This window comes from Ruegeria sp. CDSA221, assembly GCF_059611825.1.
On the sequence record NZ_JBXWPK010000018.1, the window covers coordinates 1 to 14,428 of the forward strand.

Below are 14,428 nucleotides of genomic sequence, written 5' to 3' on the forward strand. Positions count from 1 at the left end.
GTCTTGCCGTGGTCAACGTGCCCAATCGTGCCAATGTTGACGTGCGGCTTATTACGCTCAAACTTTTCCTTTGCCATTCCTCAGGCGCCCTTTTGTGCTTTGGGGGACCCTTGGTCCCGTGGTTACATCTGCGCGCGCGAGATATTGGGTTCAAAGGAGAAAATCAAGCACATCCTGCGGGAAATGCCGTTCTTTAAGCCGGATTTTGCGTTGCTTCACCTGAATCGAGTGGCTGGATCAGTTCGGGACGCCGGTCGAACCAACCGTTTTCCAAATGTTCCTCGGCCAACCATTCTTCGACTCGGTCCGCAACTTTCAGAGCCAGCCCGCTCATTTGCTCTTGTTTCGTCCGTTCATGACCCGACCCTTTCAGGGCACTGCCGCCGGTTGTGTCTTCCAGCACCTGGAATTGCTTACCTTTGGCAAGAAACTCTTTCTTGTTCACGTCATAAACGTTGACCAGAACAATCGCAGTGCTCTTGGGGTTGTAGATCACCGGAATTCCGGGAGGGGCCAGCATGTAGCCCTCGAGGCTGATGCCGATGTCGTATTCCTGAGCGCCCGTATAGCGCCCAAGGCGGATGTCCAACGCGTTTTGAATGGCAGCAGTCCATTCGTCGGGCGTCGCATCCCGGCTTACCGGCCCCTGCACCGCCTTATCGGCAAAGGCATAGTTTACCCGCAACTTGAATTCGCCCAGCGACTCAGGCTCTTCGTAAACCTGCGTTTGGGTGCAGGCGCCCATCAGGGCCAATCCGGTGATCAGTGTCAAAATGCGCAACATATCTCGTCTCGATAGGCCTGTTTTTCTTTGATCTAACGCACCGATACGGCTTGTGCCAAGCCGTATCGGCATAAATCCTCTGTGACCGGGCCTGATCAGGAGAATTTAAAATCACGCGGGAAGCCGTATGGCGGCTTTTTCCCGACGCTGGCACGCTTGGCCAGCCATTGCGAAAGATCTGCCTCGTGCCGGGTCTTGTCGCCACCCATGGACCATTTCAGGCCCTCTTCCCAGTTGAAGGTGGTGATATCTGACAGCCCGCCGTCCAATTCCAGCGTCCCCTGCCGCCCGCGCGCCATATTGTATTTTTGCAGGCGAACGCCCTTGCCGCGGGTCATTTCAGGCAGTTCCTCGGTCGGGAAGACCAGAAACTTGCCGTTCTGAGAAACCACTGCAACGTGGTCACCTTCGATCGGCTTACAGATAATCGCTGTTTCGTCGCCTTTGACGTTCAGCACCTGTTTGCCGTTTCGGGTCTGTGCCAGCACGTCATCCTCGGGCACGGTGAAGCCATTACCCGCATCCGAAGCCACCAGCAGCTTGCGCCCCGGCTTGTGGATCAGGATGTCGATTATCTGCGCCTCATTCGGCAGGTCGACCATCAGGCGCAGCGGTTCGCCCATACCCCGACCGCCGGGCAGATTCGCGGCACTGATCGTATAGAATCGACCGTTCGAGGCAAAGACCAGCAGCCGATCGGTGGTTTCCGCATGGAAGATAAACCGTGGCCCATCGCCATCCTTGAACTTCAACTCACGGTTCAGGTCGATATGGCCGGTCATGGCGCGAATCCAGCCCATCTGAGAGCAGACAACTGTGATCGGTTCGCGGTCGATCATCGCCTCAAGCGGGACCTCTTCGACCTGACCTGCTTCGGCAAACTGGGTGCGCCGCGCTCCGCCCTCATAGTCCTTGCCGAAGGTTTTCTTGGTCTCTTTCAACTGCTCGGCGATGCTGGCCCATTGCAGGCTTTCGTCGGCTAGCAGATCTTCGAGATTGGCACGTTCCAACATCAGCTCATCGCGTTCGCGAACCAGCTCCATCTCTTCCAGACGACGCAAGCTGCGCAGACGCATGTTAAGAATTGCGTCGACCTGGACCTCGGACAGCTCGCCCTCGCCCGGTTTGGGCGAGACATAGTCGGCCTCATTGGTGGCGCGGACATGGTCGATGCCCCAGTCTTCGCGCATCAGCGCAGCCTTGGGGTCATCGTCATAGCGGATAATGTCGATCACGCGGTCAAGATTCAGGAAGGCAACGATAAAGCCCTCCAACACCTCCAGCCGATGGTCGATCTTGGCCATCCGGTGGCGCGACCGGCGCAGCAGAACCTCTTGCCGGTGATCAAGGAAGGCGCGAAGCACTTCTTTCATCGAGCAGACTTTGGGTGTCACCCCGTCGATCAGCACGTTCATGTTCAGGCTGAACCGCACCTCAAGGTCCGAGTTGCGATAGAGCATGCCCATCAGAACCTCGGGGTCCACATTCTTGGAACGCGGCTCAAGGATCAGGCGGATGTCATCGGCGGATTCGTCACGAACGTCGCCAAGGATCGGGATTTTCTTGGTCTGAATCAGCTCGGCGATCTTTTCGATCAGCTTCGATTTCTGAACCTGATAGGGAATCTCGGTGACGACGATCTGCCACTGACCGCGGCCCAGATCCTCGACCTCGAACTTACAGCGCAGGCGGAATGACCCGCGCCCGGTGCGATAGGCCTGCGCGATATTCGCAGGCGGTTCAACGATTACGCCGCCGGTTGGGAAATCCGGTCCGGGCACGTAGTTCAGAAGCGTATCGTCGCGCGCATCCGGCGTCTTGATCAGATGCAAACAGGCGTCACACAGTTCCGAGATGTTATGTGGCGGGATATTCGTCGCCATGCCCACCGCAATACCGCTGGAGCCATTGGCCAGCAGATTCGGAAATTGCGCGGGCAGAACCACCGGTTCGGTCAGCGTGCCGTCATAGTTGTCACGGAAATCGACAGCATCCTCGTTTAGACCCTCAAGCAGAGCCTCGGCCACGATGGTCATCCGAGCCTCGGTATAACGAGAGGCCGCCGGGTTATCGCCGTCGATATTGCCGAAATTCCCCTGCCCGTCGACCAGCGGATAACGCACGTTGAAATCCTGCGCCAAACGCGCCATCGCGTCATAAATCGCGGCATCGCCGTGCGGGTGATAGTTACCCATCACATCGCCCGAGATTTTCGCCGACTTACGGAACCCGCCCGTTGCACTGAGTCGCAACTCGCGCATCGCATAGAGGATTCGCCGATGCACCGGCTTCAAACCATCCCGTGCATCGGGCAAGGCCCGGTGCATGATGGTGGACAGCGCATAGGTCAGATAACGTTCACCAATCGCGCGGCGCAGCGGTTCGGCTACTTCGCCCCCGTTTTCGGGGGCCACCATATTGGGGTCGTCGATCGTATCATTCATAGATGATGTGATACGACGCAAGGGCGCGCGGGTAAAGCAAGCAAGACATATTTTACTGGGGACAAGTGGCGCTTTTTGCAACAGGGGGAGGCAACCCCCCGATTTCCCCCGTTTTTCGACTTGGGTCGCGAATTATGCTAGGATGTCTGACATTAGTCTGCTGCCTTTTTTTGGTTTGATTGATCGACCGGGGGATGCGCCATGACGCGCCTGATTGTAATGAGTTTCGCTGCACTTGGCTGGTGCTTTTACGTCATGAGTGGCGGGCCTAATTTCGAGCCGCGCGGTGTGCGGTCGGAACAGCCTGTGCGAGTCGCCTCGAAAGCGGCCCCCAAAAGCGTAGCACCGTCTCCGGCAAAAGAGCTTGTGACAAATGTCGCTATGCGCTCGCCGGTCGTGCGCGAGCGCCCGATTGATCCCCAGCCAGCAGTCGCAGCGATTGTCGCAGAACCTGCCAGTCTGGACACTTTCAACGCGCTTTCGGTGTTTGACGATCAGACTGCCAGCATCACGCTTGCGTCTCTGGAAGACGGTGTAACTGGCCTGAAGCAAATCACCAAGGACGTGCAGCCTGAACCCGCCGCCCAGCCTGAACCCAGGAAAGATATCCGGGAAATCTCCGGGACCCGCGTGAACATGCGTGACGGCCCTGGAACGATCTACCCGATTGTTGGCAAAGCGCGCATCGGCCAGAAGGTCGAGGTGCTAAGTGACTCGGGCACCGGATGGTTGCGACTGCGCGTGTTGCCGCAGCAACAGGTGGGGTGGATTTCGACCTCTTTGGTCAGAAAAACACCAGACTGACGTGGAGCAATGATTGTTCCCATACTCTGTGCACCCTAGCTTGGGGCTGGTTCAGAATCGGGAAAATCATGCAGAAAACCATTCTAATTACTGGCTGCTCATCGGGCATCGGACTGGATGCGGCGCATGGGATGCGCGCGCGGGGTTGGCGCGTGTTTGCCTCGTGCAAACAACAGCGCGATTGCGACCGGTTGCGGGCGCAGGGGTTTGAAAGCCCGCGCATTGATTATACCGACACGGCCAGCATATCGTCGGGTTTGAACGAAGTGTTGGAGGCCACCGGAGGCACCCTGGACGCGCTGTTCAACAATGGCGCACATGGCCTGCCCGGCGCGGTCGAGGACCTGCCGACCGAAGGCCTGCGTCAGATTTTCGAGGCGAACTTCTTTGGCTGGCACGAACTGACCAGACAGGTCATCCCGATAATGCGCAATCAAGGACACGGGCGAATCGTTCAGAACTCTTCGGTGCTGGGTCTGGTGGCCTATCCGTGGCGCGGCGCCTATGTGGCCACGAAATATGCAATCGAAGGGCTGACGGATACACTGCGCCTAGAACTGGCTGATACGGGGATCAAGGTCATTTTGATCGAACCCGGCCCGATCACATCTAAAATCCGCGAAAACTCGATCCCGTTCTTCGAGCGGTTCATCAACTGGCAAAACTCGGCCCTGCGCGAGCGTTATGAGTCCTCTTTGTTGAAAAGACTGTATGAATCGTCGGGGCCGGATCGGTTTGAACTGCCCGCATCAGCAGTTACGACCAAGCTGGCCCACGCCGTAGAATCCAAGCGCCCGCGCCCCCGATACTATGTGACAACACCTACATTTATCGCCGGTTGTTTGCGCCGCATCCTGTCGACACGTGCGATTGACCGCATCCTTGCAGGGGTCTGAGGCGAAATAACCCGTTCGCTTTTGGCACGCACGGGGCTAGATGATAGCCCTAGGCAAACAGAAACGCGGACGGTGTACTCATGGACCTAATGATGGTCATTTTGCTTTTGGCCATGGCGGCGGTTGTCGTCGTATTGGCGCTTGGCATCTCGAATTTTGGCAAAAGCGGCAGGGACGCGGCACTGAAAAGCAACAAGTATATGCGCCTGCGTATCCTGTTTCAGTTCATCGCCGTGATTCTGATCGTGCTTTACGTCTGGCTGCGCGGTCAGGGAGGTCAGTAAATGGTCGTATTGAACAAGATTTACACCCGCACCGGTGATGATGGCAAAACCGCTCTCGGCAATGGCGAACGCGTTGCCAAATACTCGGGCCGCGTGACCGCTTATGGCACCGTGGACGAGTTGAACGCCTTTGTCGGCGTCGCCCGGACCGAGGCAGATGGGGATGTCGAAGCTGCACTCGCCCGCATTCAGAATGACTTATTTGATCTGGGCGCAGATTTCTGTCGTCCCGATATGGAAAAGGATGCCGAAGCAGACTATCCGCCTCTGCGCATCGTGCCCTCGCAGATTGACCGGCTCGAGGTTGAAATCGACGCGATGAACGAAGCCTTGGAACCGCTGCGCAGTTTCATCCTGCCCGGTGGCTCGCGTCTTGCGGCGCATCTGCATGTATGTCGAACCGTATCTCGCCGGGCCGAACGGCTTGCGGTTGAGCTGACCAACATGGAGCCGGTCAACGAAACCGCAGTCAAGTACCTGAACCGTCTGAGCGACTGGTTCTTCGTCGCAGCCCGTTGTGCCAATGAAAACGGAACCGAAGATGTTCTGTGGGTTCCGGGCGCGAACCGCTGAAAGCGGCGTTGCGTCCAGTGGACGCGGCGGCGACCGGAAGGGCGAAGCCCCGGCCCGACGGGCGGGCGCAAACCGATAGCTTCCTGCCTTTTTGGGTGGGTGTGTGGTGCTTGGTCACGTCAAAAATAGCAAAACGCGACGTCCGTTGCAGATGACGTGACGATTTTGCCCTGTTGCCGCCTGAATTGAATCGCTATTCAAGCCCTCATGAACATTGGTGGAGTCGCGACGCGGCTTGCCGTTTTTTGTGAGGAGCTAGCGCAAAATGAAGGTACTCGTGCCTGTCAAACGCGTGATTGACTATAACGTTAAAGTTCGCGTCAAAGCGGATGGCAGCGGTGTCGATCTCGCCAATGTCAAAATGTCGATGAACCCGTTCGACGAAATTTCTGTCGAAGAGGCAATCCGTCTGAAAGAAGCCGGCAAGGCAGACGAAGTCGTCGTTGTTTCTATCGGCGTAAAACAAGCCCAGGAAACACTGCGCACTGCGCTGGCCATGGGCGCGGACCGTGCCATCCTGGTCATTGCTGCAGATGATGTCCATCAGGACATCGAACCCCTGGCCGTTGCCAAGATCCTGGCCAAAGTGGTCGAGGAAGAGCAGCCCGGTATCGTTCTGTGCGGCAAGCAGTCTATCGACAACGACATGAATGCAACTGGTCAGATGTTGTCAGCTCTTTTGGGCTGGTCACAAGGCACCTTTGCGTCCGACATCGACATCGACGGCGACAGCGCAAAGATCACTCGCGAAGTCGATGGTGGCATGCAAACCATCAGCGTCAAAATGCCGACAATCGTGACCGTGGACCTGCGCCTGAACGAGCCCCGTTACGCGTCGCTGCCCAACATCATGAAGGCGAAGAAAAAGCCGCTGGACGAGAAAACCGCCGCCGATTACGGCGTCGACGTCTCGCCGCGCCTGGAAGTCGTCAAAACCGAAGAACCACAGGCACGTGCCGCTGGCATCATCGTCGGCTCGGTAGACGAGCTTGTCGCGAAACTCAAAGAAGCGGGGGCTGTGTAATGGCTGTTCTTCTTCTCGCCGAAGTCAACAATGGTGAACTGGCGCTGGACGCAACCGCCAAAGCTGTAAACGCAGCAAAGGCACTGGGTGATGTAACCGTTCTGGCCGCAGGCGGTTCCGCTGCTGCTGCCGGTGAAGCTGCCGCCAAGATCACCGGCGTCTCAAAGGTTCTGGTCGCCGAGGACGAATCGCTGGGCCATCGCCTGGCGGAATCCACTGCTGCGCTGATCGTAGGTCTGGCTGATGGTTATGAGCACATCGTTGCCCCCGCCACCACCGATGCCAAGAACGTTATGCCGCGCGTTGCCGCGCTGCTGGACGTCATGGTCATCTCGGACGCGTCCGGTGTCGTCGACGGCTCGACCTTCGAACGCCCAATCTATGCGGGCAACGCGATCCAGACCGTCAAATCTGTGGACGCCAAAAAAGTCGTCACTTTCCGAACCGCAAGTTTTGATGCTGCGGGCGAAGATGGCTCGGCAGCCGTTGAGACCATCTCGGTCGGCGAGAACCCCGGCCTATCGTCCTGGGTCGAAGACAAGGTAGCTACAAGCGACCGCCCCGAGCTGACTTCGGCTGGCGTTGTTGTGTCGGGTGGCCGTGGTGTCGGTTCTGAAGAGGACTTCAAGCTGATCGAAGGTCTCGCTGACAAGCTGGGGGCCGCAGTTGGCGCATCGCGCGCCGCAGTCGACTCGGGCTATGCTCCGAACGATTGGCAGGTGGGTCAGACCGGCAAGGTTGTTGCCCCGGATCTGTATGTCGCTGTCGGCATCTCGGGTGCGATTCAGCATCTGGCAGGTATGAAAGACTCGAAAATCATCGTGGCGATCAACAAAGACGAAGAAGCGCCGATCTTCCAGGTTGCCGATTACGGTCTGGTCGCCGACCTGTTCCAGGCCGTTCCGGAACTGACCGAGAAACTCGGCTGATCAACGGGCTAGACTTTTCCACGAAGAATCTTGCATTGGGCCCGCCATCGGCGGGCCCTTTTCATTGCAGGTTTCTGATCGGACCGACCAAGGCGTCAGCAATCGACCTGTGTGCCGCAGGACCTATCATATGTTCCGCCATGGGCTGTTGCAGTGTTCCAAACAGCATATCTTCAAGCTCATCGGACTGCCCCGACACGCTGACCGTCACCTCAACGATCTCGGCGCTGAGAGGGCGCAGGGCCTCGATCATCTGTGGCGTGATCCGAATATCAGCACCGTGCTTGGGCTGATCACTTTCTGCCTCACGCAGGACCTGCAAATTCAACAAGACAACAGGCGCCTCAAGCGCCTCAACAAGCCCCCCAATGCGGTCGATCCAATTCCGTCGCAGCTCTTCTGCGATTACCTCGAACCGCGCATCATTGCGGCCCTGCAACAAAATCATCAGGTGATGTACGAAATGGACATCAGCAAAGTCGATCTCGGGATAGAGAGATTTCAGATCCTCTGTTGGAGCCAGAAAACGGTCGTTGCGTCGGGGATGAACCCGGTAGAATCGATTGGACTGCCCCAATATGTCGCTAAGCTGCACCACGCAGAGCTCTGCTTGGTTCAGTAAACCCTTCAACTCCGTGTCATCGCACAGCGCATCTACGCCGCAAAAAAGACTTCCGAAATTCAGGCATCGTCTGTCCAACCTCTCTTCGAGAACTGCCGCGAATGGCTGCTCGACGAATCGCCCGAATGTTTCGGTCCCACCTGCGCAGGCCACAAATGACGTCTCCAGCGAACGCATTGGCCCACGAAACCACAATCGTGACTCACCGTATTGGCACACGTCATGCTCGAGTCGCCCCGAGCCAGCTTGATGATAGCTCATATCACTCACCCAATTTTCACCCGGATGCCATCTTGCAGCCGCAAGTCTTGAGAATCTCCTAATGTGCGCATTTGAAGCAAAGTCGAACGGTCTGATCCCCTTGCCGCCCGCCCCGATCTGCCGATAGTGTCATCCTACCCCGTGGCACAGAGGCGTCAAAAAATGGATGTAAAATCAGTCGGAGTGATTGGCGCAGGCCAAATGGGCAATGGTATCGCCCACGTACTGGCTTTGGCGGAATATGACGTTCTGCTGAACGACGTTAGCCAGGACGCGCTGAACAGCGCCATGGCGACGATTGAAGGAAATATGGCGCGCCAGGCATCGCGCGGAAAAATTTCGGATGAGGAGATGCAATCCGCGCTGAAACGCATCACGACCACAATGGAGCTGCCACAGCTGGGCCAGACTGACCTGGTGATCGAGGCCGCAACCGAGCGTGAGACCGTCAAACAAGCCATTTTCGAAAGTTTGCTGCCACATCTGCAACCGCATACAATCCTGACGTCAAATACGTCATCTATTTCGATCACACGTTTGGCGAGCCGAACAGACCGGCCCGAACGCTTTATGGGTTTTCACTTCATGAACCCAGTTCCGGTGATGCAACTGGTTGAACTGATCCGGGGCATTGCTACGGATCAACCAACATTTGCTGCCTGTAAGGCCGTTGTAGACCGCCTGGGCAAAACCGCCGCCAGCGCCGAAGATTTCCCGGCTTTCATTGTCAACCGCATCCTGATGCCGATGATCAACGAGGCCGTATACACCCTGTATGAAGGCGTGGGGAATGTTCAGTCGATTGACCAATCGATGAAATTGGGCGCAAACCACCCGATGGGACCACTAGAACTGGCTGACTTTATCGGCCTGGACACCTGTTTGGCCATTATGAACGTGCTGCATGATGGATTGGCCGATACCAAATATCGCCCTTGTCCGCTGTTGACGAAATATGTCGAAGCGGGCTGGCTGGGACGTAAAACGCAGCGTGGTTTTTATGACTATCGGGGCGAGGCCCCAGTGCCGACCCGGTAAAGGCCACCGCCCGGAATTCATCCGGGCGCAGCCACCGAGATTGTCCTGATCAGGTGAAATTGCAGGTCAGAGCTTGGTTGCCTGCCCCAGACCCAGCGTGTGCTTTCTGAGCCAAGCCATAAAGCCGCGCGGATCTCGTTCCAGCAGCTGCATATCCTCATCCGAGATCGGTTCTCCGATCACCGGGGATTGCGGTTTGTTGCAGGATCGAACGATCTCGTGCAGCAACAAACCCTGGCGCAGAATCGCAGAAAGCTTGTTGGCGATCTGGTAGGCACGCGAATTCCTGCCAGGGAAAAAGATCGGCAGGACCTGCGCGCCGGATCGACGGATCATTTTGGCCGTGAACACGTTCCACTCACGCTCGATCACCGGCCCGAACCAGTCATCCGAAGACATCACGACGCCCGAAGGGAACAAGGCCACAACGCCCCCGTTTTTTAGATGCTCCATCGCATTGCCGCGCATCTCAAGCATCTTGGCCTGTGCCTCGGGATCGTGCGGGAAGGGCACCGGAATCATGAACGACGTCGCCGCCTCGTCCAAACCTGTCAGAACCGAACGGGTCAAGATCCGATAGTCGCTGCGGACCCTGCCGATCAGCTCTGCCAAAATCATGCCGTCGACCATGCCATGGGGATGGTTGGCTACGACGACCACGGGCCCCGTTTTCGGAATACGCGCGATCTGTTCCTCTGGCGTGGTCAGGTCGATGCCCATTATATTAAGCGCACCTGCCCAGAACCGTTGGCCGCGGAATTGTTCATTCTGCTTCTCGAACTTGTTAACCATACCCAAAATGGTCAACTTACCCGTACACCATTCAATGGTGCGGATCGCTGTTGCAGTCCAAGGGTCGTCGAACGAGTTTGCGTAGGTCAGGGTCTTACGATCATAGATCTCGCCCTGGTCCTTGGTCCCATCCACCACCGGGCCTGTCTTGGTCTCGTGCGTTGTTTCCGCCAATTCCTGGTTATCCCGTTCTTCGTATCACGGCGGGTGCGGTCAGAAACCTTCTCCGAACTTGTCGTTCACCAGAGTCTCCAACGCATCAGCCAACGCCTCAGCATCCGGTCCGGACGTCTCGACGTCAATAGTCGTTCCGCGAGACGCTGCCAACATCAAAAGACCCATAATGCTGTCGCCGGATGCGGAAAGCCCGTCTTTCGACACCTCGGCCTGAGCGTCGAACCCTTCTACCAACTCAACCAGCTTGGCCGAGGCGCGGGCATGCAGGCCCTTTTCATTGATAATTTTCAAGCTTCGGGTGGTCATTCTTTATCTGTCCGGTTCTCATCAAACGTCACATTTTGCGCATTGATATACTTACGTCCAGCTTCCATTGCCTGCCGCACGGCTTCGCCAATCGGCAGGTGGCGGGATTTAGCCAGTTTTATCAACATGGGAAGATTTGCGCCGTAAAGGATGCGGCGATCCTGCGGCGCGCAGGCACGCAGGCTGAGATTCGACGGGCTTCCGCCAAACAGATCGGTCACGACGACAACACCGTCACCAACATCAACACTGTCGGCGGCCGTACAGATTTCCGATTGCTTCGCTTCGCGATCATGATCGGCCTCGATCGAGATCGCGGCCAGGCCGGGCTGATTGCCGACCACATGCTGCATCGCGGCCAAATATTCTTTGGCCAGCCCACCATGTGCTACGAGTACGATCCCGATCAATCCGGCCTCACATTCAACGATCGTCTTTCCATTTCGCGATGCCTAATTGCCACTTGCTGCCCCCCCTCTGCAAGGGCCTTTGCAACCGCTTCGGCCATTGCAACCGATCTGTGTTGCCCTCCGGTACAGCCAAAGGCCACGGACAGGTAGGCTTTGCCCTCGGCCCGGTAGGCGGGCAACAACAAAGTCAGCAGGTCAACCACCCTTTCGAAGAAAGGCGCATAGTTCGCGTCGGTTTGAATATAGCTCGCCACATCCGAATTGCGACCATCTTCGGCCCGTAGCTCGGGACGCCAGTACGGGTTGGTGAGAAAACGGCAGTCAAAGACCATATCCAATCCGCGAGGCAAACCACGCTTATAGGAAAATGATTCGATGGTTACCGCCAGATGCCGCCCACCCTGAGGTGCAAACCAACGCTCTACCTCTTCGCGCAGTTGGTGAACATTCAGTGGTGTGGTGTCGATCAACGTATCTGCAAGTTCACGAATTGGGGCCAGCGACTCTTTTTCCTGGCGCACTCCGGTTTCAGGGCTGGCATCCGCAGACACCGGGTGACGTCTGCGGGTTTCCGAATACCGGCGCAGCAGGACTTCATCGCTGCAATCGAGATAAAGCGTGGTCAGGTCAACCTGTTCCATCCACCGAAGCTTGGCCAGCAATTCGATGACGCCAATCGTGGAAAAATCGCGGTTGCGCGCATCAATACCAAGCGCCATGGGACGGTCGGTTTTTGGCCCGTCTAATAGACGCAGCAAAAGACCCATGGGAAGGTTGTCGATGGCCTCGAACCCCAGATCCTCTAACACACGGATTGCGGTGGACCGGCCTGCGCCGGATGGGCCGGTGACAAGTACGATGCGTCTTTGGGTCGTCATTGATTGGGCCATTCCGGGTCTGCGCACCCGTTTTTCATCAGTAGCAAGAGCGCTGCTGGTAAATTGGAGACGCCAGCGCCCCGAAGCAAGGGAACAGTTTGCCTCAGGATAAGAATTGAACGGGGTTCTGGCAGGCGCTCGGGTTCTTCTTGCGCCATGTCCACCACAAAGCCAACCGGCACCGGCCCAACCGAGACTGCCCGCAACAGGCCAAGACCTCTTGCCTCGATCAGTCCACCGATATTTGGAGCCGCCTCTGCCAGGGCGAGATTGCCATCCATATACAACCGAACCCGATCGTCCGCGACCAGATCGGCCCCCAACGCCATCATCTGCAAAGACAGCGCTGACTTCCCGGTGCCCGAAGGTCCCACGATCAAAACAGCACGGTCTGCTACCGCGACGCAAGAGGCGTGAACGATGGCAGTATCTTTGTGTTCAACAGAGGAGAGTGCGGACGTGCTCACCGCGTCAAACCGGCAGGCCCACGACAAATCGCGCGCCTTGAGGGTCTGATGTTATGTCCGCTTCGGTCGGGCGGATATTTTCGGCCCAAATCACCCCGCCATGCGCCTCGACGATCTGCTTGGAAATTGCCAGACCCAACCCCGAATTATTGCCGAAATGCTCGGCTGGTCGCTGGGAATAGAATCTTTTGAACACTTTGGTCAGGGCTTGCTCGGGGATGCCTGGGCCGGTGTCTTCAACAACAACCAGAACCCGATCCTCGCGCCGGCGTACCCACACACGTATGGCATCGCTTTCTTCGCAGAAGGAAATCGCATTGGTGATCAGGTTTACGAACACCTGCGCCAATCGCGCCTCAAGCCCGGTCACGGTGATTGGTTCGGGCGGCAGATCAGTGATGTAGTCGATTCCCTTGGCGCGCGCATCCTCGCCCAGATACTGACCGAGGTTTCCGATCAGGTTCAACAAATCAAATGGCTGCTCTTCCTCCTTGACCAGTTCGGCGTCCAGGCGCGAGGCGTTCGAAATGTCGCTGACCAGACGATCCAGCCGACGGACATCATGTTCGATCACACCCATCAGCTTATCGCGCTGGTCGTCTCTTTTAACCATGCGCAACGTGCCCACAGCAGATTGAAGGCTGGCTAGGGGGTTTTTGATCTCATGCGCCACATCTGCCGCGAATTGTTCGTTTGCATCAATCCGGTTGTACAGCGCTGTAACCATGCCGCGCAAAGCTCGGCTGAGTCGTCCAATTTCGTCCGGTCGCGCGCTCAGATCGGGGATGCGGATGCGGCCCGGGTTGACCCCCGCACCGCGGTCTTTGCCCATCTCGGCGGCGGATGCCAGGTCGGCCAATGGGTTGGCGATGGTCGATGCTAGGACAAGGCTCAATCCGACTGACACCAAAAGCGCCACGACGAACATGCGCAGGATTCTCTCTTGTTCATGGCGGGCCAATGCGTCGATTTCTCCGGCGGGTCCAGCCATGGCAACCGCGCCAACGGGCTTTCCATCCAGTTGGATCGGGGCCGCAGCAACGATAACCGTTTCGCCTGCGTCATCCTGAACCGCCTGAACCTGAATATGCCCGGTCAGCGCCTGTGGAATGATGGCCTGAACGCGTTGGGCCAAGGTTGGCGCTTCGCTGGCTTCTTCTTTGTTGAACACTCTGGACAGCCCGGTCCAGACCGCATTCAAGGCATCACTGATCAGTGTGCTTCCAGTCTGTGCATCAGCTTCTGAGCGCAGCATGACCGGCATCTCTGAGACCGCGGGTGCGCCGCGCGTCCAACCAATCAGCGTCCCTCGGGCATCGTAAACAAAGACTTCACCGCCGACCGGCAGGCTGAGACCAGCCAACGTATCTTTGACATCCAGGATGGCCGCGTCGCGGGTAATGCCAGTCACATTCTGTCGCAGCTGGGTTTCAAATACGTTGCTGACCAACTGCGCATCACCAACCAAGTTCCGGGCGGTCTGCTGCACCTGTTCTTCTCGCGAATTATCCAGATATAGCAATCCGGTGACCAGAATCACCAATGCAATCATGTTGAATGTGATGATCTTGCGCGCCAGAGGCGAGCCCCGCAGAGAAAACAGATTGCGGCGGCCGCGTGTGGCCCTGAGTTCGGCGGAATCGTCGCTCTGGGGGATGACCCAGTCATCCCCAAGAACGACGTCACCGTCGCGTAACTCGTTTTCTTGCTCAGTATCGCGCACGAGACCCAGTAACCCC

At 57.2% G+C, this 14,428-nt stretch carries 16 protein-coding genes; 7 read left to right on the forward strand and 9 right to left on the reverse strand.

Features of this window, described 5'->3' with window-relative positions:
* Window positions 1-193: 193 nt before the first annotated feature.
* The gene (locus AC2FJ5_RS19260) at window positions 194-784 is read right to left on the reverse strand and encodes a hypothetical protein (RefSeq protein WP_281973483.1); all 591 of its coding nucleotides are present in this window, start codon (window positions 782-784) and stop codon (window positions 194-196) included.
* Between the two features lie 95 nt (window positions 785-879).
* Window positions 880-3,228, reverse strand: a complete 2,349-nt coding sequence (locus AC2FJ5_RS19265; RefSeq protein WP_281995885.1) for a DNA topoisomerase IV subunit A — start codon at window positions 3,226-3,228, stop codon at window positions 880-882.
* 201 nt (window positions 3,229-3,429) lie between these two features.
* Here AC2FJ5_RS19265 and AC2FJ5_RS19270 point away from each other — a divergent pair, with 201 nt between their 5' ends.
* From AC2FJ5_RS19270 to AC2FJ5_RS19295, 6 genes are all read left to right on the forward strand, one after another.
* Window positions 3,430-4,032: an SH3 domain-containing protein gene (locus AC2FJ5_RS19270; RefSeq protein ID WP_496692211.1), complete on the forward strand. Its 603-nt coding sequence runs from the start codon at window positions 3,430-3,432 to the stop codon at window positions 4,030-4,032.
* A 68-nt stretch (window positions 4,033-4,100) separates the two neighbouring features.
* The gene (locus AC2FJ5_RS19275) at window positions 4,101-4,928 is read left to right on the forward strand and encodes an SDR family NAD(P)-dependent oxidoreductase (protein WP_496692210.1); all 828 of its coding nucleotides are present in this window, start codon (window positions 4,101-4,103) and stop codon (window positions 4,926-4,928) included.
* Window positions 4,929-5,008: 80 nt separating this feature from the next.
* Window positions 5,009-5,212, forward strand: a complete 204-nt coding sequence (locus AC2FJ5_RS19280) for a twin transmembrane helix small protein (RefSeq protein WP_142639289.1) — start codon at window positions 5,009-5,011, stop codon at window positions 5,210-5,212.
* Window positions 5,213-5,785 (forward strand): cob(I)yrinic acid a,c-diamide adenosyltransferase, encoded by a 573-nt coding sequence (locus tag AC2FJ5_RS19285; RefSeq protein WP_281973486.1) that lies wholly within the window; start codon window positions 5,213-5,215, stop codon window positions 5,783-5,785.
* A gap of 265 nt (window positions 5,786-6,050) precedes the next feature.
* Window positions 6,051-6,809, forward strand: a complete 759-nt coding sequence (locus AC2FJ5_RS19290; protein ID WP_271951297.1) for an electron transfer flavoprotein subunit beta/FixA family protein — start codon at window positions 6,051-6,053, stop codon at window positions 6,807-6,809.
* Window positions 6,809-7,738: an electron transfer flavoprotein subunit alpha/FixB family protein gene (locus tag AC2FJ5_RS19295; protein ID WP_142639283.1), complete on the forward strand. Its 930-nt coding sequence runs from the start codon at window positions 6,809-6,811 to the stop codon at window positions 7,736-7,738. The genes AC2FJ5_RS19290 and AC2FJ5_RS19295 overlap by 1 nt, the downstream gene beginning before the upstream one ends.
* Before the next feature lie 61 nt (window positions 7,739-7,799).
* Here the strand turns inward: AC2FJ5_RS19295 and AC2FJ5_RS19300 are convergent, their stop codons facing one another.
* A complete protein-coding gene (locus AC2FJ5_RS19300; protein WP_496794333.1) occupies window positions 7,800-8,621 on the reverse strand; it encodes a DUF6473 family protein in 822 nt (273 codons plus the stop codon).
* A 162-nt stretch (window positions 8,622-8,783) separates the two neighbouring features.
* Here AC2FJ5_RS19300 and AC2FJ5_RS19305 point away from each other — a divergent pair, with 162 nt between their 5' ends.
* Window positions 8,784-9,659: a 3-hydroxybutyryl-CoA dehydrogenase gene (locus AC2FJ5_RS19305; protein WP_142639281.1), complete on the forward strand. Its 876-nt coding sequence runs from the start codon at window positions 8,784-8,786 to the stop codon at window positions 9,657-9,659.
* A 66-nt stretch (window positions 9,660-9,725) separates the two neighbouring features.
* Here the strand turns inward: AC2FJ5_RS19305 and AC2FJ5_RS19310 are convergent, their stop codons facing one another.
* The 6 genes from AC2FJ5_RS19310 to AC2FJ5_RS19335 are packed head-to-tail and all read right to left on the reverse strand — an operon-like array spanning window position 9,726 to window position 14,412.
* Complete coding sequence (locus AC2FJ5_RS19310; RefSeq protein ID WP_271951305.1) at window positions 9,726-10,625, reverse strand: lysophospholipid acyltransferase family protein; 900 nt, start codon at window positions 10,623-10,625, stop codon at window positions 9,726-9,728.
* 39 nt (window positions 10,626-10,664) lie between these two features.
* Window positions 10,665-10,934 (reverse strand): HPr family phosphocarrier protein, encoded by a 270-nt coding sequence (locus tag AC2FJ5_RS19315; protein WP_142639277.1) that lies wholly within the window; start codon window positions 10,932-10,934, stop codon window positions 10,665-10,667.
* Window positions 10,931-11,344, reverse strand: a complete 414-nt coding sequence (locus tag AC2FJ5_RS19320) for a PTS sugar transporter subunit IIA (RefSeq protein ID WP_496794334.1) — start codon at window positions 11,342-11,344, stop codon at window positions 10,931-10,933. Before AC2FJ5_RS19320 ends, AC2FJ5_RS19315 begins: the two co-directional genes overlap by 4 nt.
* Entirely contained in the window at window positions 11,341-12,222 is an 882-nt protein-coding gene (rapZ, locus tag AC2FJ5_RS19325) for an RNase adapter RapZ (RefSeq protein WP_496698411.1), read from the reverse strand. The genes AC2FJ5_RS19320 and rapZ overlap by 4 nt, the downstream gene beginning before the upstream one ends.
* Window positions 12,219-12,689 carry an HPr kinase/phosphorylase gene (locus AC2FJ5_RS19330; RefSeq protein ID WP_496690309.1) on the reverse strand — a complete coding sequence of 157 codons (471 nt, stop codon included), beginning with the start codon at window positions 12,687-12,689 and terminating at the stop codon, window positions 12,219-12,221. Before AC2FJ5_RS19330 ends, rapZ begins: the two co-directional genes overlap by 4 nt.
* Window positions 12,690-12,693: 4 nt before the next feature.
* Window positions 12,694-14,412, reverse strand: a complete 1,719-nt coding sequence (locus tag AC2FJ5_RS19335; protein WP_496794335.1) for a sensor histidine kinase — start codon at window positions 14,410-14,412, stop codon at window positions 12,694-12,696.
* Between the last annotated feature and the right edge of the window lie 16 nt (window positions 14,413-14,428).